The 18,355-nt window shown below is 41.4% G+C and carries 16 protein-coding genes and 1 riboswitch; of the genes, 10 read left to right on the forward strand and 6 right to left on the reverse strand.

Features of this window, described 5'->3' with window-relative positions; genetic code table 11:
• Window positions 1–279 precede the first annotated feature (279 nt).
• The 6 genes from HPK16_RS11795 to HPK16_RS11820 all read left to right on the forward strand — a co-directional run bounded on the left by HPK16_RS11795 (window position 280) and on the right by HPK16_RS11820 (window position 5,348).
• Window positions 280–1,050 carry a hypothetical protein gene (locus HPK16_RS11795; protein ID WP_181677222.1) on the forward strand — a complete coding sequence of 257 codons (771 nt, stop codon included), beginning with the start codon at window positions 280–282 and terminating at the stop codon, window positions 1,048–1,050.
• Between the two features lie 179 nt (window positions 1,051–1,229).
• Window positions 1,230–1,781 carry a TetR/AcrR family transcriptional regulator gene (locus HPK16_RS11800; RefSeq protein ID WP_181677152.1) on the forward strand — a complete coding sequence of 184 codons (552 nt, stop codon included), beginning with the start codon at window positions 1,230–1,232 and terminating at the stop codon, window positions 1,779–1,781.
• An 84-nt stretch (window positions 1,782–1,865) separates the two neighbouring features.
• Window positions 1,866–2,216, forward strand: coding sequence for a DMT family transporter (locus tag HPK16_RS11805; protein ID WP_036091253.1), 351 nt, complete (start codon window positions 1,866–1,868; stop codon window positions 2,214–2,216).
• Window positions 2,216–2,536 carry a DMT family transporter gene (locus HPK16_RS11810; RefSeq protein WP_181677153.1) on the forward strand — a complete coding sequence of 107 codons (321 nt, stop codon included), beginning with the start codon at window positions 2,216–2,218 and terminating at the stop codon, window positions 2,534–2,536. The genes HPK16_RS11805 and HPK16_RS11810 overlap by 1 nt, the downstream gene beginning before the upstream one ends.
• A gap of 263 nt (window positions 2,537–2,799) precedes the next feature.
• Complete coding sequence (locus tag HPK16_RS11815; protein ID WP_181677154.1) at window positions 2,800–3,918, forward strand: D-alanine--D-alanine ligase; 1,119 nt, start codon at window positions 2,800–2,802, stop codon at window positions 3,916–3,918.
• Between the two features lie 65 nt (window positions 3,919–3,983).
• Window positions 3,984–5,348, forward strand: a complete 1,365-nt coding sequence (locus tag HPK16_RS11820; protein WP_181677155.1) for a UDP-N-acetylmuramoyl-tripeptide--D-alanyl-D-alanine ligase — start codon at window positions 3,984–3,986, stop codon at window positions 5,346–5,348.
• A 58-nt stretch (window positions 5,349–5,406) separates the two neighbouring features.
• Here HPK16_RS11820 and HPK16_RS11825 read toward each other — a convergent pair whose 3' ends face one another.
• Complete coding sequence (locus HPK16_RS11825) at window positions 5,407–8,973, reverse strand: immunoglobulin-like domain-containing protein (protein ID WP_181677156.1); 3,567 nt, start codon at window positions 8,971–8,973, stop codon at window positions 5,407–5,409.
• 576 nt (window positions 8,974–9,549) lie between these two features.
• On the opposite strand from HPK16_RS11825, the gene cshA reads away from it, so the two are divergent.
• From cshA to HPK16_RS11840, 3 genes are all read left to right on the forward strand, one after another.
• On the forward strand, window positions 9,550–11,100 hold the full coding sequence (gene cshA / locus HPK16_RS11830; protein ID WP_181677157.1) for a degradosome RNA helicase CshA: 1,551 nt from the start codon (window positions 9,550–9,552) through the stop codon (window positions 11,098–11,100).
• A gap of 250 nt (window positions 11,101–11,350) precedes the next feature.
• Window positions 11,351–11,680: a hypothetical protein gene (locus HPK16_RS11835; RefSeq protein WP_181677158.1), complete on the forward strand. Its 330-nt coding sequence runs from the start codon at window positions 11,351–11,353 to the stop codon at window positions 11,678–11,680.
• Between the two features lie 237 nt (window positions 11,681–11,917).
• Entirely contained in the window at window positions 11,918–12,568 is a 651-nt protein-coding gene (locus tag HPK16_RS11840; RefSeq protein ID WP_181677159.1) for a hypothetical protein, read from the forward strand.
• 63 nt (window positions 12,569–12,631) lie between these two features.
• Here HPK16_RS11840 and HPK16_RS11845 read toward each other — a convergent pair whose 3' ends face one another.
• From HPK16_RS11845 to HPK16_RS11860, 4 genes are all read right to left on the reverse strand, one after another.
• Entirely contained in the window at window positions 12,632–13,483 is an 852-nt protein-coding gene (locus tag HPK16_RS11845; RefSeq protein WP_181677160.1) for an aldo/keto reductase, read from the reverse strand.
• 82 nt (window positions 13,484–13,565) lie between these two features.
• Entirely contained in the window at window positions 13,566–13,982 is a 417-nt protein-coding gene (locus HPK16_RS11850) for a MerR family transcriptional regulator (RefSeq protein WP_181677161.1), read from the reverse strand.
• A gap of 128 nt (window positions 13,983–14,110) precedes the next feature.
• The gene (locus HPK16_RS11855) at window positions 14,111–16,810 is read right to left on the reverse strand and encodes a YhgE/Pip domain-containing protein (RefSeq protein WP_181677162.1); all 2,700 of its coding nucleotides are present in this window, start codon (window positions 16,808–16,810) and stop codon (window positions 14,111–14,113) included.
• Between the two features lie 5 nt (window positions 16,811–16,815).
• Window positions 16,816–17,307: an RrF2 family transcriptional regulator gene (locus HPK16_RS11860; RefSeq protein ID WP_036058499.1), complete on the reverse strand. Its 492-nt coding sequence runs from the start codon at window positions 17,305–17,307 to the stop codon at window positions 16,816–16,818.
• Window positions 17,308–17,510: 203 nt separating this feature from the next.
• A riboswitch (PreQ1 riboswitch) is annotated at window positions 17,511–17,555 on the forward strand.
• A 10-nt stretch (window positions 17,556–17,565) separates the two neighbouring features.
• On the opposite strand from HPK16_RS11860, the gene HPK16_RS11865 reads away from it, so the two are divergent.
• Window positions 17,566–18,051: a QueT transporter family protein gene (locus tag HPK16_RS11865; protein WP_181677163.1), complete on the forward strand. Its 486-nt coding sequence runs from the start codon at window positions 17,566–17,568 to the stop codon at window positions 18,049–18,051.
• A 58-nt stretch (window positions 18,052–18,109) separates the two neighbouring features.
• Here HPK16_RS11865 and HPK16_RS11870 read toward each other — a convergent pair whose 3' ends face one another.
• Entirely contained in the window at window positions 18,110–18,319 is a 210-nt protein-coding gene (locus HPK16_RS11870; protein ID WP_181677164.1) for a hypothetical protein, read from the reverse strand.
• Window positions 18,320–18,355: the final 36 nt, after the last annotated feature.

Raw genomic sequence — 18,355 nt, forward strand, 5'->3', positions numbered from 1 at the left:
TGGATTGGGTTTGGTCACTTTTATCTTAAAGGATTTTGATATTACTGTGTATTTTTTTGTCTTGAAATAAGAACAAAAAAATGTTGAGGCAGATTAATTTCTACCCCAACATTTATTATAGAACCTTAATTCCGATAAACGTTTTTTGCCCGAGTCTGTCATCAATTAGTAACTAAGATTTGAATCAATTGACACATACATTTTGACGTAAGTGTTGTATGATAGACATATAGTTGCGCGAAAGAGGATAGAAATATGAGAAATTGGGTGAGTGAGGCAATGAAAAAAGAGATATTGAAGCAGCAAACGATTTATGTACATATGGATAATGTGATAAATAATGTTGTGACGAGCGGTATTACATTTTGTGATTTTATGAACGGTGTGATGACCCCACCTCAAAATGTTTTGTTGTTAAAGCATCAATTTCCAGAGGCATCTTTCAATGCGCATACATCTTTTCATTACAGCGAAGTGAGCGATTTATCGGAATTGAAGAAGGCTCCGGTTTCACAATATGCTGATTTTTGCTGGGTGGATTTTGAAGATCTTGATTTAGTGAATCAGTTAACGGCGCAAGAAGTGGCGGAATTACTTTATTTGGCGCATACGGGCAGGCATTTACGGTCCCCATTTTACTATAAACTACAAAATAATTTCATTTATTTAACGAAAGAGGATGGGCGCTATAATAAGGTCTATTACCGTAATTTAGACCAGTTTTACCATGTGCTTGGCTATGCGATTTGGAAAAATATGATGCAGATGACAACAGAGAAAATTGTCCTTCCCTTTATGAAACGGAAAAGAATTGCTGATATACCAACAGATTTATTGAAAAAGTTCGCGGAGTATTTCCGGGAGGGTGCATGTATTTCGTTTGACGATGCGGTGAAGACGCGGAATCAGATTGAAGTGCCGATTGGCTTGAATTTAAAAGACGATATGCAAGAGTTGTTGCGTTCGAATGATTTAATTGAATATGAGCACGTGGTTGCCCATTTAATCTATGATATGAAGCAAAATGAATGGTCTGTTATTGACGGTTAATTGGACTTTGAGATTCCGCCAAACCTCAGCGTGTCAAAAAATGCTTAGATTCTAGGCAAAGCCGAGCGTCGAAGCGCAGGCTTTAACGACGAGGGTGACTATTTTTTGACACGCAGGCTTTACGTTTCGTGTTTTTTTTGGTACAATAAAACTAATGAATGTTAGTTAGGAGGTTTCGTATGTCAAGTCAGCGTTTGAAAGAAGCGGCATTGCCACTTTTTGCGGAGCAGGGCTACGAGGGAACGGCGTTATCGGAAATTGCGAAGGCGGTTGGAATTAAGACGCCATCTATTTACGCGCATTTTGCCTCGAAGGAAGCGTTGTTTTTGGAAATTTATCGAGATGTGATGCGGCATGAATTGGTGATGCTAGAAGAAGTTGCGAAGGAAAAGCACGACACGATGGAAGCAGAATTGCGTGCTTTCTTCTATAAAGTAACTGATTTTGGTGTGGATCCTGATGTGAAGCGATTTTTCCAACGCGCAATTTTCTTTCCACCACAATCACTCGCGAAGCAGATGGGTGAGGAGATGACGACATATGAAGCGATGACGTCTGAATCTATTGGTGCGATTTTAGGCCAGAAGTTGGACGCGGTGCAGAAGGAGAAATGGATTTATGTGTTCTATTGTTTACTTGATGGATTGAGCTTGGAGCATGAAATCTATGATGTCGAGGATTTCGCGAAACGACGCGACGCAGCATGGGAAGCACTGGCAGCGTTATTGTAAGAAAGAGAGGATGACCTTTCGGATACGTGATGGATCGTATTTTCAACAAATTTGGGACAGCCCAGTATCTAGGAGGAAAAAGTGATGGCATGGATTTATTTAATGCTCGCTGGATTGTCTGAAATCGTTTGGGCGTTCGGTTTGAAGGAAGCGCACGGCTTTAGTAGGTTAGGATGGAGTTTATTAACGATTGCATTTTTAATCGTCAGTTTTTATTTATTTGCGCGGGCGATGCGTAAGATTCCGATTGGGACGGCATATGCTGTTTTTACAGGGATTGGCGCGGCAGGAACGGCGATTATTGGGATGCTATTTTTGGATGAATCGGCAAATCTTTGGAAAATTATCTCGCTGATTGTTCTGATTTCAGGGATTATTGGTCTGAAATTGGTGGATGGCGGCGCTAAGTCGGATGAAAAGGCTGGTGACGCGTGATGGCATGGATTTTTCTGTTGATTGCTGGACTGTGTGAAATGGCTTTTGTCGTGATGATGAAGCTTTCTGAAGGATTTAAGAAGATGAACTATTCGATATATACGGTTCTGTTTATGATTGCGAGTTTCTTCTTGCTCTCGCTTGCTTTGAAGACGATTCCGATTGGGACGGGCTACGCGATTTGGACTGGAATTGGCGCAGTTGGCTCTGTCGTGATGGGAATGTTACTTTTTAAGGAGAAGAAGAGTGCGCTAAAACTCTTATTTATTACGCTAATTGTGGCGGGAGTTATTGGCCTAAAACTCACCAGCGGGGTCTAAACGTGGCGACAAACGCTCATCTTCGTCGTTAAAGCCTGTGCTTCGGTGCTCACGTACAAATCGTACGCTCCGCTCCGATGCTCGGCTTTGCCTAGAATCTAAGCATTTGTCGCCATGTTTAGGATTCGGCGGGGCACTGGGGATTAAAGACTAGCCATTAGAGATTTGAGCGCTGAGAAATTTTTTCGGTGCTTTTTCTGTTATTCCGCCGAAAACGTGTTAAAATAGATTGTATTGATTTAGGTAGTAAACGGAGGGGTAATATGAAAACAAAATTAGTGCTTTTATATGGTGGGAAATCGGCGGAACACGAGATCTCCTTACAGACGGCTTTTTCGGTGATTAATGCGCTGGAATTCGATAAATTTGAAGTAAAACCGATTTACATAACGAACGTGGGTGACTGGATTCAAGGTCCGGATTTGATTGGGAAATTGGACTTTGTGGAGCAATTGCGTTTTGAGCAAATGGATGCTCTGAGGCTCACGGAAACAAAAGATGCGGCATCACATGGCTTAGCGGTTAGTCCAGCTTCTTTGCGTGAAGAGGGCGACATGGACCAAATGGTTGTTTTCCCACTATTGCACGGACCAAATGGCGAAGATGGCACAGTGCAGGGCTTGTTAGAGGTTCTGAATTTACCTTATGTTGGAGCGGGAGTCTTGGCTTCGGCGGCGGCAATGGATAAAATTGTGATGAAAATGGTGTTTGCTGATGCGGGCATTCCGCAAGTTCCAGCTGTACCTGTCCGTGCAATCGAATGGCAAGAAACGCAAGACGAGATGGTTGCAAAAATTGAGGCGGCGCTTGTTTATCCGGTTTTTGTGAAACCAGCGAATCTTGGTTCGAGTGTGGGAATCAGCAAGGCAACAGATCGCACGACGCTTGTTGCGGCAATGGTGGAGGCGCTTCGTTATGACCACCGAATCGTTGTGGAGCAGGGCGTTGTGGCTCGCGAAGTGGAGATTGCCGTTCTTGGTAATGACACGCCAGCTTGTTCTGTTGCGGGAGAAATCATTCCAAAAGGTGCGGAGGCCGTGTTCTATGATTACCGAGCGAAGTATCAAGATAACGATACGGTGATGGCGATTCCAGCAGAGCTTGATTCCGCGATTTATGATCAATTGGTGGATTATGCAAAACGTGCTTTCCTCGGCCTCGATGGTAGTGGACTTGTGCGCGCGGACTTCTTTGTTACAGACGATAATCAGATTTTCTTAAATGAGGTCAATACGATGCCAGGATTTACACCATACAGTATGTACCCGCTACTTTGGCAGGAAACAGGTTTGCCATATTCCGAGCTAATCGTGAAATTAGTTGAGCTTGCAAAAGAACGACATGATGCGAAAAATAAATTGAAATATACATTAGAAGATTAATCAGAATGAGGAAAGCAGTGCCAAATGCGGACTGCTTTTTTCTCGGAATTTTGGAGGGTGACGAATTGAAAAAAACGATAGCAGAAATTGCAGACATGATTTCTATTCTAAATGATGTAAGTGAATGGCGTGACATCGAGTTAACAGGTGTTTGCTTTGATACGCGTCAAATAAAGGCGGGAGACCTATTTGTACCTTTTGTCGGGGAATCTCGTGATGGACACGCATTTGTGAAAGATGCACATGAGGCGGGAGCAAGCGCGGCATTCTGGCAAAAAGATGTGCCGAATCCACCAGCAGGCGTTCCAGTTTTGATGGTGGAAGACACATTAACGGCGCTGCAAGACTTGGCGAAAGCATATTTACACGAGGTAAATCCAAAAACAATCGCAATTACAGGAAGTAACGGCAAAACAACGACGAAAGACATTATGGCAGCAATCGTAGCATCGAAATATCGCGTACATAAAACCGGTGGGAATTTTAATAATCACATCGGGTTACCGTTCACGATTCTTAGCATGCCTGCGGATACAGAGGTTGCAGTGCTTGAGATGGGTATGAATCATCGCCACGAAATCGAAGTCCTTACAAAAATTGTGAATCCAGATATCGCGCTGATTACCAACGTTGGTGAGGCTCATTTGGAGCATTTAGGATCACGTGAAGAAATCGCCAAAGCCAAAATGGAGATAACAGCAGGCTTGGCGTCCACTAGTTTATTAATTTATCCGAGTGAAGAGGAACTTCTGAAACCACTAATAACCGACCAATATCGCGTCTCTACTTTTGGTGAAAAAGGTGATTTACATCCGCTGATGATGCGTACAGAAATGGAAGGCACGTCCTTCACGACAAATGCGGCACCAGAGGTCGAAATTTTCGTGCCAATCGTTGGGGAGCATAACGTTTTCAATACAATGGCCGCGATGTTAGCCGCGAACGAACTCGCCATCTCAGCACTTGATGTAAAAGAAGCTTTGGCGAATATGGAGCGCTCTAATAGCCGCTTAGAATGGCTGGTCGGCACAAAAGGTAGCGATATTTTAAACGATGCATACAATTCGAGTCCAACCGCTCTAATGGCTGTTTTAAAGACGTTTATGCATCTAAACGCTGGCGATAAAAAGAAATTTGTCGTCGTGGCGGATATGCTCGAGCTGGGCGAGGACGCAGATTTGTTCCACTACAAAGCCGGAAAATCCATCGAAAAAGGAAGCATCGACGCTGTGTTTGCTTATGGAACTCACATCGAAGCATTTACAAAAGCGGCTTCAGAGCAAATCGGCGCGGAGAACGTCTTTTATTTTAAATCGAAGGATGCACTCAAAACAGCCTTATTAGCTGAGCTTACTGGTAATGAATATATCATGGTCAAAGGCTCGTACGGAATGGGATTAAAAGATATTGTAGAAGCATTAACAAATTAAATCAGAAAAACAGTCATACAAAATCTTAAATCCGATTTTGTATGACTGTTTTTTAGTTTTATTTTAAACGTATTGTTTTTCTAGATAGTTCTTTATACTGAGCGTCCACAGCTACGATTTCTACAAGATCTGTGGCATTTGTGATGAGATAGTTTGCGCTAGTAAAGGTGTAACTGCCATTTGTCGTCGTGGCTTGCTGTGCCACTTTCCCATTTACCCACAAGCGGATTTTAGAAATATCACTTCCAAAGGCGCCAGTAATTGTTTTGTCTCCAAGATTAAATGGCGCGATTGTAAATGTATTATTCAAGGGCTCTGTATCCGTTAACTTCACAGAGATACGATTTACTTCCTGATATTGCTTATCAACACCGACAATCTCCACTTTATCCCCTGCTTTTATAAAGGAAGCGACGTTAGCGAAACTATAACTACCATCTGCGTTACTGATAGCTTGTGTTGCCACTTTCCCATTCACCCATAAACGAACTTTAAAAATATTTTTACCAAAAGTACCAGATAGGGTGCTGGAATCGATGGTATAGGATCCGACAGTTAGTTCATTTCCAGTTGCAGGTACTGCTTTCATCGGGATCGTTATACGTTTCTTTTCAACATAAGCTGCGTCAACGCCAACGATTTCAATTTTATCCGTTGATTTTGTAATAAAACTTGCCGCATTATTAAAGCTAAACGTCCCATCGGCATTGGTAGTCGCTTGAGTTACAACCATGCCGTTAACCCAAAGGCGAACTTTAGCGATATTTTTACTAAATGTTCCTTTTAAAGCAACATCTCCAAAAGTATAATTGTTAGCTGTCAATGTATAGATTTGAGCTGGCTCAGAGACGGTGACAGGAATTGTTTGTGTGACACTGGTATTTTTCTTGGATGTAACTGTAATCGTTGCTGAACCTTGTTTAAGAGCTTTCCAATTTCCATCTTCATCAATACTTATGATGGAAGGATTTGATGTTGTATAGAGAACTTCTTGATTTGCTTTTGCAGGTTTTACGGTTGTATTTAGCTTGCCGTTTTCTCCTGTATAGGCTGCTATTTTGGTTGCGTCAACAGTTAGCGCGGTTGGTTTGTCTGTTTTTACGATTTGTGTTGCGGCGAGGCTAGTCACACCATACAGTTTATACGTTAGATCCACGCGCATACCTTCTACTAATTTTATAGAGTATTGATTCAAAGGCATGCTAATGTTACTGGTGTCATCCACGGGATAGCCGTACAACCTATAAGTACCATCAAGCTGGAAAACAGTGAGGGTACATACTGTTCCTGTAGGCTGACTCCCAGTAATTATTGTGTCATCTACGTAAATATCGTTTAGAGTGGGAGCTGTAACATGACTTTTTGGATCAAGTGTGGTCGTTGGCAACACATCTTTGTACTCGGTTAGTAGCGACGATTGTGCGGGCTCATCAAGAAGCTGAATCGCCAAAAGGAGATCATTTTTTAGAGCTACATAAGGGCTGTTTAGCATTGTTTCATTGTTGCGCAGCGTTTGTGCTGCCGATGAGATGAGTGGTGTTAGTAATGTCGACGCGTTTACTTTTGTCCCATCTTGTTGTAAGCCCAATTTAGTAACGGTAAATGTGTGTGTCGTGTTACTCGGATCTAGGATAGTTAGGTTGTCTACAGATATACTCATATTGTGGTACACACGGATTTTGTAACCTTCTTTAATTTCGCAGGTTTGAATCCCGCGTTTCATGGAGCTATTACCATTTGCTTCTTTTGAAAAAACGACCTGGTTATCCAGATTAAGAACCTCTATTTTAGAAAATAATTTATCACCCAGCGCCTTATTTGGCGTTTCGTAAATAGTATCTATACTCAACTTTTCATTATTTAAATCTACGCTCATTGTTTCGACTTCGCTATTGTTAATTCCTGTGAGATGCATGGTTTGGTTTGTTAAATCAGATGTTTTCTTAGGCATATATTTTACAGGAATAGTAGTGGTTTCATTTTTGACACGAAGATATTGTGTGTCGACACTGTATTTTGTTGTGTTACCGGTAGGCATATCCAGTGAATAGATACCTACTGGTAGTTCGCCAAGATACACAGATGAGCCAGTTATCCCTACTTGTCGAACAATTTTATTGCCATTTCTAATAACGATTATTTTATTTTTAATCTGAGCGATATCATCAATACTTAAATTGAGTCTTGCCGTGCCAGTCAAGTTTGTAGAGGCTAACTGATCTGTGTCAACTAATTTAAATGGAGATGGGATGTTTAATTGTTTTTGCACATCTGGGAGCTTCTCTGCTGTTACTAATTCAGAAAGAGCAGTTACAGGTTTCCCCTTTTTGTAATAATTCTCAGTCTGTTGCGCTTGTGAGATTCTTCCGCCAGCTGATACGAGTGCTGGTGTGAAATCAAAGCCACTAACTTCTCCGTAATATTTCGATATTTGATCAAGTAATAAATTATTTTTAGCGATAAAACCAGGCTGATTAGCTAATTTACGATATTCTTGATAGAAATGCGTCAACCCTTTGTCATTTGTTTTTTCATTAAGAGCAACAAGCATTTCAAGTTTTTCAAGAGGTCCCCAGTTATCTAGAGGAACATGGTCTTGTTGCCAAAGCTTATCGATAGCTGCGTCACTTCTTGCTTTGCCAGCTCCCTCATAAAAATAGCCTTTTGTATAGACATCATCACCGAAAAGCTTTTTTTCATAAATAGTGACATATTGATTATTCCAAACCTCATTAACATTGAATCCGGAGAAATAAGGATTTGCTATCATACTAATCATTGGGTCTAGGAAGGCACCTTGGTATCCATGACCAATCTCATGCAAAGCAATCATAGGCTCTTTTTTCGATAGCCAGATATCAGCAATGCTGTCCGCGGTGGCATAAGTAGAGTCAGTCGTATATGCAGCACTCGAGCCTTTATATCCATTAATATTTGCTTGAACAAAATATTTATTAGGAATATTTTTGTCTGTAGGGTTTTCAGGTGTAAACGATAGTCCTGTTACTTGATTTAAAGTTTCAAAAATATCAGTATAGTAGTCAAAAAGATTATCAATGGAGCTGAAATCGTCCATGTTTTTCAGATATTCTTTATCTTTTTTTGGAACTAAGAATTGGACATAATCAGATGTAAGTAGAGCATAGGAAGAATTTTCTGTATCCCATTTATTGAAAAATACCTCCTGATTATCTCCTTGTTCATAGATTGGTAAAGGTGTCATTTCGTCCGTCACTCGGTACTCAAGAATAGGCTTTTCTTTTGTATAAGGTGTTCTAACGAAAGGAACTAAGTCGACAGTGTTTTGTAATGTTTCCCATTCTGATGTAACATAAGCAAAGTTCTTTTTTGTGCCGTCTCCAACCATTTCAACTTGAAGGTCATCTGTGAATTTAGGATTGGTTTGGCGTACTTCAAGTTTCACATTCGCTGGAATAATGATACCAAGCGATTGCTTGTCGTGCGATATACCTTTCGTCATCCCAGCATTTCTTAGCCAAGTGGGGTCTTCAAGTGTATATATTTCTTTAGTCTTGACTTCATCAGCGTGGACAATAGGAGAAAAACCCCCTATAAAAATAATAGCTGATAAAATAAATAGTGTGCGAATAAACCATTTCAACATGTTATTGCTCCCTTGTTATTATGAATTAAGCTGACCAAACCTTTAAAAGTAGTGGACAGCTCATTTCCATGTTAACCAAGTTTCGCTAAGAAAAAATACAATATTTCTGGAAAAGTGCAATCAGATATGGATATTATGTTACAGTTTCATTCAGACTTTTAAAATAAGCAAATGAAATCGTTACCAATATTCCAAATAAAATAAATAGCGTTAAAACGAGTTTATTCATTGAAAACACAAGGGATTCATGGTATGATGATTTGTGGAAGTTAATTAGGTTTTTACGATAAGCCTACATTATTATTAGAGGGCTTTTTTATTTTTTGCGTAAGAGACTGTGGACTGAATCGATCGCTTGTCGGCGTTGATGTTTGCTCCCAGCCTCCATTATGTCGTGAATCATATGCTTGGTTTATCCAAGCTTTTCTATTGCAGAAAAATGAAATATGCGGGCGTTAAAGTTTCAGTTAATAACAACTTGCTTGCATTAAACAGATGAATTAAAACGATGAGTAAAGATGATGAAGATGAGAAAGTGCTCTCCCAAAAAAACTTATTTTTAAAGGAGAAATGACATTGACAAAGTTTTCGGAGTTCGGTTTAGATCCGCTAATTGTTAAATCAGTAAACAGAATGGGATTTGAGGAAGCTACCCCAATCCAAGAAAAAACAATTCCACTAGGTCTTTTAGGTAAAGACATTATTGGACAAGCACAAACAGGTACAGGTAAAACGGCAGCATTCGGTTTGCCACTTATCAACAAAATTGACACTAAAAAAACAGGGGTACAATCGCTAATTATCGCGCCAACACGTGAGCTTGCGATTCAAGTTTCAGAAGAGCTATATCGCTTAGCATCTGATAAACGCCTTCATGTTTTAGCAGTATACGGTGGTTCTGACATCAGTCGTCAAATCCGTTCATTAAAGAAAAATCCACAAATCGTTGTTGGTACGCCAGGACGTATTCTAGATCATATCAACCGTAAAACGTTGCGTCTAGAAAACGTAGAAACGTTAGTATTGGACGAAGCGGATGAAATGCTAAACATGGGATTCATCGATGATATCGAGTCAATCCTAAAAACAGTTCCAGATGAGCGTCAAACGTTGCTATTCTCAGCAACAATGCCAAAACCAATTCAACGCATCGCAGAACGTTTCATGAAAAACCCAGAATTGGTGCAAGTAAAAGCAAAAGAAATGACAGCTCTTCTAATCGAGCAATTCTTTGTGAAAGTAAACGAAAGAGAGAAATTTGACGTTCTTTCTAGACTTTTAGATGTACAAGCACCTGAACTTGCGATCGTATTTGGTCGTACAAAACGCCGTGTTGACGAAGTATCTCGCGCCCTTGACATGCGTGGTTATGTTGCAGAAGGTATTCATGGTGATTTGACCCAAGCGAAACGTATGAGCGTATTGCGTAAGTTTAAAGAAGGAAAAATCGATATCCTTGTTGCAACAGATGTAGCAGCACGTGGTCTAGATATTTCTGGTGTAACACATGTTTATAACTTTGATATTCCGCAAGATCCAGAAAGCTATGTCCATCGTGTTGGACGTACTGGTCGTGCCGGTAAAGAAGGTATGGCAGTAACATTCGTATCACCACGTGAAATGGGTTACCTAAAAATCGTGGAAGATACTACGAAAAAACGCATGACACCACTTCAACCACCAACATGGGACGAAGCATTCGAAGGTCAATTGCGCGTAGCTACTGAAAAAATTAGCGATATCGTTCGCGAAGACAGCCTTGCTGACTATAAAGTAGTAGCAACGAAATTACTAGAAGAATACGATCCAACAGATATCGCAGCAGCAATGTTGAAACTGTTATCTAAAGAACCTGACCAAACACCAGTTCACATTTCCGAAGAACGTCCATTACCTCATCGCGGAGGAAAAGGCGGAGGCGGTAAAGGCAAAGGTGGCGGCGGCTATCGCGGAGGCGGTAAAGGTGGCTATCGTGGCGGCTCTGGCGGTGGAGATCGCAAAGGCGGAGGCGGCGGTTATCGCGGCAAAGGCGGTTCAGGTGCTGGAAATGGCGGCGGACGTCGTTACAGCAACGATCGCAAAGCTGGCTCTGGCGGCGGCGGAAACAAAGGCGGCAGCGCTAAATAATAAAACCAAACTCCGAATTAGTTGTTATCAGCTGATTCGGAGTTTTTTTTTTGTATGTTTTTAGTTATAAATAAACCTTGTTTGAAATGTATTTGTAACAAAATTATATAGATTATGAATATTCTTATTGGATGTAACTATATATATTTTATTTTCATGAAAACGCTATCTTTGGTGAAAGTTATGTGATAGGCTTTTGTGGTAGTTGGTAATAGATTGAAATTATTACATATGAAATGAGGTTATCCAATTGAGGATTAAAGCGATGTTGTTTATTGGAATAATAGTTGTAGGAATACTCTTATTTGGAAATAGTTCGAAAGCAGAGGTTTTCTTACCTTACAGATCCGCCACTCCACAGATAGAATTAATGGATGAAACATCAACTTATCCAGTTTTTTGGAAGAACACCTTAAACACTGCTATATCTACATGGAATAATTCAAAAACTAAAGTATCTATACGGAAAACATCGGCATCGCTAAATAAATTTAAAGTAATTACTAGTAGCTATGCTTGGTATGGAATGTGTACTTCTTACCTAAATTCAAAAAAGCAAACAGTCGGTTATGTGATATAGATTAATGCAACTTCATTAATAAAAGCAGCGAGTGGCAGCAATTTTTCCAATTACTGTCGGAGTACAACAACGCACGAGTTCGGACATGTTTGGGGGCTTGAAGATAATCCTTATCCAGCAACGATAAATAAATCTCTGATGAATCATAATAGGAATCGAGCAGTAACCTTTATTCCGACGACTCAAGATTTAGCCAATATCAATGTGAAATATAAATAAAGATTGTGAGGGATTGATATGAAGCGCAGAGCGTTGTTGTACACAGTGGCTGCCGTTATTTTCTTGGTGGCTGGTACATTCTTCCTTATAAATGAAATGAATGACGATAAAGGAAGCCTTGCCGAAGTACAAGAAACAAAGAATAAGACGCAGGTTGTGAGGGCAGTAGTAAACACAGAGTATCCAATGTATCGTAATTTTGAGGAACTGGTAGCTCATTCAGATTCAGTTTTTAATGGAGAGGTGGCATCTTATGAGGATAAATTGGTTGATACAAAGGCGAAGTTTGATGTCACAGGATTAACAGCAGAAGAAAGGGAAGCTGTAAGTATAAATCAGAATACGGATGATGCGATTTTTCCATGTCGGGTTTTTAAAGTCAGGGTAACGGAAGATTTTAAAGGGAACCATGAAGTTGGTGATATCGTTGAAGTAAAGCAATTGCATGGCAAGAAAAACGGACTAGACTATTCGGAATCTGGGGTTGTGTTGCTTGAAAATGGGAATGAATATTTACTTTTTTTACAAGATTATGAGGACTCATCTTCTAGTATTGTCAACCCTACACAAGGAATGTACGTGGAAGAGAATGGGGAGCACGTAGCGCCAGATCAGGCTGAAACTAGTATTGAAGTAAATGAATCAAAATTAGAAGAACTTGAGAACTAAAAATAAAGCTTAGTACCACGGATTAGGTTGTGCCTCAATCACGTGATACTAAGCTTTTCTTTGTTAAACGCCCATTTTCCGACTTGCCATCCAGCGAATCATTTCTGGATCGGCGTGTGAGAAGAACTGGCTTTCTCCTTCATTTAGCGTCGCGATTTCCTGTTTATCCGCATCTGTCAACGCAAAATCAAAGACATTGAGGTTTTCCTGCATCCGTTCGGGTTTCACAGATTTCGCCAATACGATGATATCCTGTTCCACCAGCCAGCGAGTAATCACTTGCGCGACGGATTTGCCGTATTTTTCACCGATTTTCACGAGAATGGCGTTGTGGAAGATATCGTTTTTCCCCTCAGCGAACGGTGCCCAGGCTTCTGGCATGATACCCTCTGCCTTTAGCGCTGCGATGTTTTTCGCTTGTTGTTGGAATGGATTAATCTCTATTTGGTTGACTTGCGGAGTAACCGTGTTGAATTCTGCTAAGTCCACAGCTTTATCCACTGCAAAATTGGAAACGCCAATCGCCCGAATTTTTCCTTGTTTTTGCAGTTCTTCCATGGCTCGCCAAGCACCGTAAACGTCGGCGAATGGTTGGTGAATCAATAATAAATCAATATAGTCTAGGCCAAGGCGTTTCAAAGAACGCTCGAATGATGCTAGTACACCCTCATAGCTCACATTTTCAACCCAAACCTTTGTCGTAATGAAAAGTTCTTCGCGTGGGACACCAGATTTAGCGATACCTCGGCCAACCGCTTCCTCATTCATGTAGCTCTGCGCCGTGTCAATATGACGATATCCAGCTTTAATCGCCTCTTGCACAGCTGTTTCCGCTTGTTCGGAGTCTGTAATTTGAAATGTTCCAAATCCTAAAATTGGTATTTCAACACCATTATTCAATGCGACAGTTTTCATAAATAAGTCCTCCTAGATTTTATTGCTATTTCTAAATTTAACTATAAACCTTTAAGCCCACTCCATAGCAAGTAAACAACTCTTATTTTCGTTCCCAGAGTTTTTCGATGTTTTTTGCACTTATTTCACCAGTCTTAAATTTGGCAATATGTTCGTCGTAGGTTTCGATTTTATAGACGAGCAAATCGCGTACTTTGTTCATTTCAGCTAATTTATCGTCGAGCTCTTTTAACTGATCTCGCAAAATCTGTTTTTGTGCTTCCTCGACATTTTGCGTTTCTCGTAATTGGGCAAGCGTCGCAAACTCGATGAGGGATTCCACGGAGAGACCAGCTTTGCGCAAATTTTTCGCGAGGTAAATCCAGTTTAAATCGCTGGTCGAATAGTCCCGATAGCCACTCGCATTGCGATGAACGGGTGGAATAACGCCAACTCGTTCGTAATAGCGCAACGTATCAACGGTTAAATCGAACATCTCTGCTGCTTGTTTAATGTTCATTTTTGTTCACCTCCATCCTGTATTATAAACCTTGGAGTTGGGACTAAGGCAAGAAAGAACCTCCTATGCGCAAAAAAATACCGCGAAACCCGGCATTTGGAAGAGCCGTAATTTCGCGGTATTTTGAATTATATCGTTTGTTCGTGTAGTTCTGTCACTGGGAAGCGTTTGTTTTTTCTGATCGTTAGCGTCAGGATGAGCAGGGCGTTGAAAAGAATAATCAAGCCGACTAAAACCCATGCACTGACGACGAAAAGCTGGTTTCCAAGTCCTGATGAGATCGCTTGACGGAAGCCGTAAACGGAATGTGTCATCGGTAAGAATGGATTTAATGCGTTGAAGAATCCGTCTGTTAGTGGCATCGGGAATGTACCGCCACTTGCTCCGAGTTGCAAGACGAGGATAACCATCGCAATGAAGCGACCAGGATTTCCGAGTGCCGTTGCCAAGAGCATAACGAGGAACATAAAGGTGAGCGATGTTAAAATGGAGATTAAGAAGAAGTCTCCCATATGTGCCACTTCTAAGCCTAGTGCTAACATGACGAAATCAAGAATCAATGCTTGTAAAATCGCTGCGACAAAACCAATCGAGAATTTACTCAACCACCATGATACGCCAGACGTCGGTGTCATGGATGGGCGACGGATTGGGAAGATAAAGTTGAATACCAATGCGCCGACGTATAAGCCAAGTGATAGGACGTAAGGTGCTAGACCGTGACCGTAGTTTGGTACGTTGCTTAGTTTTTTCTCAGTGAGTTCGGTTGGTTGCGCGATCATATCGTACGTTTTCGAGGATGGATCGATTTTGCCAACTTGGGCTGCGCCGTCTTTTAGTTTGGTTGCTAGTTCGCTTGTACCATCGTTTAATTTCACGAGGTTGGAAGCGATTGTTCCAGAGCCTGTTGCTAGTTTGCCAGAGCCATCGCTGACTTGTGTTGCGCCAGTTGCAAGTGCGTTGGTGCCGTTCACAAGTTCTGGTAAGCCACCTGCAAGTGTATTTGTGCCAGCTGCGAGTGCGGATGAACCTGCGAGAAGGGCTAGGTTATTTTGCGTTAATTGTGTGGCACCGTTATTTGCTTGACTAATACCGTTATTCACTGTACCTACGCCATTTGTATATGTTTGTAGGCCACTGTTTAAAGCGGTAGATCCTTCTGCAAGTTGCGATACGCCACCGACTAAGGCAGGAACGCTATTGTTTAAGGTAGCTGTTCCAGATGCTAATTGATTGCTTCCAGATACGGCTGAATCAAGACCTGCTTTTAATTGCGCGGAACCTGCTAAAATGCCGTTGTTTGGTGCTGTAAATGCGCCGCGGATTGTGTCGTAGCCTTGGATTGCTTGGACTGCGACAGGGATGCCGACCGATGCTTTGCTATTTAGTTCCGCAACGCCAGCTTTTAATGTACCTAAGCTGCCTGCCACGGGTTGTAATTTATTTTGTAAAATGTCTGCGGTACTGGATAAATTAGCGCCGAGTTTTTGTGCAATAGCTGCTTGTTGTCCGGCTTGTTTCGTTAATTCTGTGCTGAGCGCGCCTGTGATTTCTTTTTGTTGTGCTGGTGTTAGGCTTTGGAATGCGCTCGTACTAGCAACGGCGGTCGTTGTGTTTTTGCCGTTATTTTGGATGGAAGTGCCTAGATCTGTGATGGCTGTTTCCATTGTTTTTAAATTGGTTTGTAGTGTTTTCATTGAAGCACTTAGGTCGCCGCCTGCTTGTAAGGACGAGTTAATCGTGTTGATCCCGGCTTTCATCGCGTTTAATCCTGATGTTAGTTCTTTAACGTTATTCGCGGTTGGCAGTCCGTTCGCCAATTTGTTAAGGCCAGCGTCTAACTTGGTGCTTCCAGCTTGTAATTTTTGTAAACCGCTGTTTAAAGATTGTTGGCCGTTGTTTAGTTCAGGAACTTTGGCGGCAAGTGTTTCTGTGCTTGCGTTTAGCGTGCCGAGTCCTTCTGCTAATTTACCGCTTCCGGCAAGTAGGGCAGGGGAGTTCGCGTTTAGTTGCGCTGTGCCATCTTGCAATTTGCCAAGGCCTGATTGGACTTGTGACACGCCAGCCGTATATTGACCGAGCGAGCTATTTAGTTTGCCAGCACCGGCATTTAATTTGTTCACGCCATCTGCTACCGTTGTGCCAAGCGCTACGTTGATTTTATTCGCGCCATCTGCCAGTTTCGGGGTACTTGCTGCGAGTTCGTTTAGTTTTGCAGTCAGCGTTTTACTGCCGTCTTTCAACTGAATCGTACCGTCATCGATTTTCTTAGAACCGTCAGCGGCCGTTTTCATTCCATCGCCAACTTTTGAAATTTGTGAAAAAATCGCCTTGGCATAGCTTTCCGTTACTTTTTTCGAAATTTTGGCGTTGACTGCTGATGCGCCTTGGCCGGTTACGACTTCCCCGATATAGTTTTGCGCGGGGTTGATTTCATAAGAAAGATTCATTTTTTTAGGCGTTGAATCAAGAACGGTAGAGGCATTTTTGGAAAAGTCTTTCGGAATCGTGATGACCATGTAGTACTTGCCGTCTTTCAAACCTTCATTGGCGGTCTTTGCATCAAGGAAATTCCAGCCTAAATCGTTATTTTTCTTCAGTTCTTTGACGAGTTCATTCCCGACATCGAGCTCTTGGCCTTCGTAATTCGCCGCTTGGTCTTCATTGACGACAGCGACAGGAAGCTCACTTGTTTTGCCGTACGGGTCCCAAACGGATTTCAGGAAAACGCCACCGTATAAAATCGGGATAAACATAATAACGATTGTCGAAACGAGCAGGATTTTGTTGTTTAAAAGTCGTTTCCATTCTTGCTTTAACATATTCATAAAACTCACTCTTTCTCCTTTTGATTGCTTAGATTCATTGTGTTCCAGTTAAGTACTGGTATTTCAGATTGTTCCATCGTGCGTTTCAGTAGGTCTGCGGCTGTTTGTTTAGATAAGTAGTCGCGAATAAGATCATTGGCGCCGTTAAAAACATCGTGTAACACTGCTTCCCCTTTAGAAGTGTGCTCGCCATCGCGGAAAACTTTGTTAATCAAGCCTGTGTCTGGATAAATAGATATCGGACCTTCCATCGATTCCACGACTTCCAGCAATGTGATCTGTTCCGGACTTTTCGCCAGTGAAAAACCGCCGTTATTGCCGGGTACGGATCGGATGATATTCTGGACAACGAGTTTGCGCATAATCTTCTTTAAATAAGAAGGGGATACTTGCAAATGCTCGCTAATCGTGTCAGATGCTAGTGGATTATTGTTATCTTGGGTGGACAGCAGGACGATGATACAAATCGCTTGCTCTACGCCTTTGGTTAATTGCATGTTGGTATTCACCTCGATTTCATTGTGGATATATCTTGTCCCTAATTAAAATAAATTAAATTCATCGTGGACAAATAAAGTCTATAATTGAATTTACACCCATTTGCGAAAAAAAGCAAGTATTTTTTGATAAGAAACCGTTTACTTGCGAAAAAAGTTGAAATGACCTTGATATAGCAGGGGTTTTAAGGTAACATAGATGAGAAAACGTAGTTCGAAACCATCCTACGTAAAAAAACTAAGGGGAGCTCATATAAAATGAAAATAAAAACGTTGACGGTAAACGCAATCGTTGCGGCGCTTTATGTTGTCGTGACGCTGGTTGTAGCGCCTTTTGGATTTACGAATATTCAATTTCGTTTGTCAGAGATGTTCAATCATTTAATCGTGTTTGATAAGAAATACTTTTTTGGAATTGTAGTTGGGGTATTGATTGCGAATTTCTTCTCGCCGCTCGGTTGGTATGACTGGGTGTTTGGGGTAGGGCAGTCCGCCATCTCGTTAGCCATTGTTATTTTGCTGAGTCGCTACGTGGCGAATGTGAAGGTGAGAATGGTTTTGACGACGCTCGTTTTCTCTGCAACAATGTTTATCATTGCTTGGGAATTGGCGCTAGTCTTAGAATACCCGTTTTTGTATACATGGTTAACGCTGGCTATCAGCGAATTCATCGTTCTAGCTGTTGGTGCACCAATTATGTACTACATTAACAAACGGATTGACTTCAAGAAAATTATTAATTAGAACGTCAAAAAGCATGATGACAAGTCGCCCAAAAATCGCGACTGTTATCATGCTTTTTTTATGATCCGCTTAATTTCTTCATAAACCATTCTTTCTGATCATCAACGAGCTTTGAGAACGGATCGTTTACATTTTCGACGGTAGTTGCGTCTATATAGTCTGTTTTTAATTTGCTGGCCGTGTCTTTTACATCAGGTCGTGTGAGTAAAATGCTAGCGCCTAACGCGATTAAGAAACATAAGGCACCAAATCCGATTTTCCTTTTCAAGGCTGACATCCCTCCAGTAGTAGTTAAGTCTATACT

Source organism: Paenilisteria rustica (assembly GCF_013820765.1).
Classification (GTDB): domain Bacteria; phylum Bacillota; class Bacilli; order Lactobacillales; family Listeriaceae; genus Listeria_A; species Listeria_A rustica.

Bases quoted from the DNA above. Each gene is read 5' to 3' on its own strand.
- HPK16_RS11865 (WP_181677163.1), top strand. From the start codon at position 17,566: ATGAAAATAAAAACGTTGACGGTAAACGCAATCGTTGCGGCGCTTTAT.
- HPK16_RS11800 (WP_181677152.1), top strand. From the start codon at position 1,230: ATGTCAAGTCAGCGTTTGAAAGAAGCGGCATTGCCACTTTTTGCGGAG.
- HPK16_RS11845 (WP_181677160.1), bottom strand. From the start codon at position 13,483: ATGAAAACTGTCGCATTGAATAATGGTGTTGAAATACCAATTTTAGGA.
- HPK16_RS11815 (WP_181677154.1), top strand. From the start codon at position 2,800: ATGAAAACAAAATTAGTGCTTTTATATGGTGGGAAATCGGCGGAACAC.
- HPK16_RS11860 (WP_036058499.1), bottom strand. From the start codon at position 17,307: ATGCAATTAACCAAAGGCGTAGAGCAAGCGATTTGTATCATCGTCCTG.
- HPK16_RS11805 (WP_036091253.1), top strand. From the start codon at position 1,866: ATGGCATGGATTTATTTAATGCTCGCTGGATTGTCTGAAATCGTTTGG.
- HPK16_RS11840 (WP_181677159.1), top strand. From the start codon at position 11,918: ATGAAGCGCAGAGCGTTGTTGTACACAGTGGCTGCCGTTATTTTCTTG.
- HPK16_RS11825 (WP_181677156.1), bottom strand. From the start codon at position 8,973: ATGTTGAAATGGTTTATTCGCACACTATTTATTTTATCAGCTATTATT.
- HPK16_RS11855 (WP_181677162.1), bottom strand. From the start codon at position 16,810: ATGAATATGTTAAAGCAAGAATGGAAACGACTTTTAAACAACAAAATC.
- HPK16_RS11795 (WP_181677222.1), top strand. From the start codon at position 280: ATGAAAAAAGAGATATTGAAGCAGCAAACGATTTATGTACATATGGAT.
- HPK16_RS11850 (WP_181677161.1), bottom strand. From the start codon at position 13,982: ATGAACATTAAACAAGCAGCAGAGATGTTCGATTTAACCGTTGATACG.
- HPK16_RS11810 (WP_181677153.1), top strand. From the start codon at position 2,216: ATGGCATGGATTTTTCTGTTGATTGCTGGACTGTGTGAAATGGCTTTT.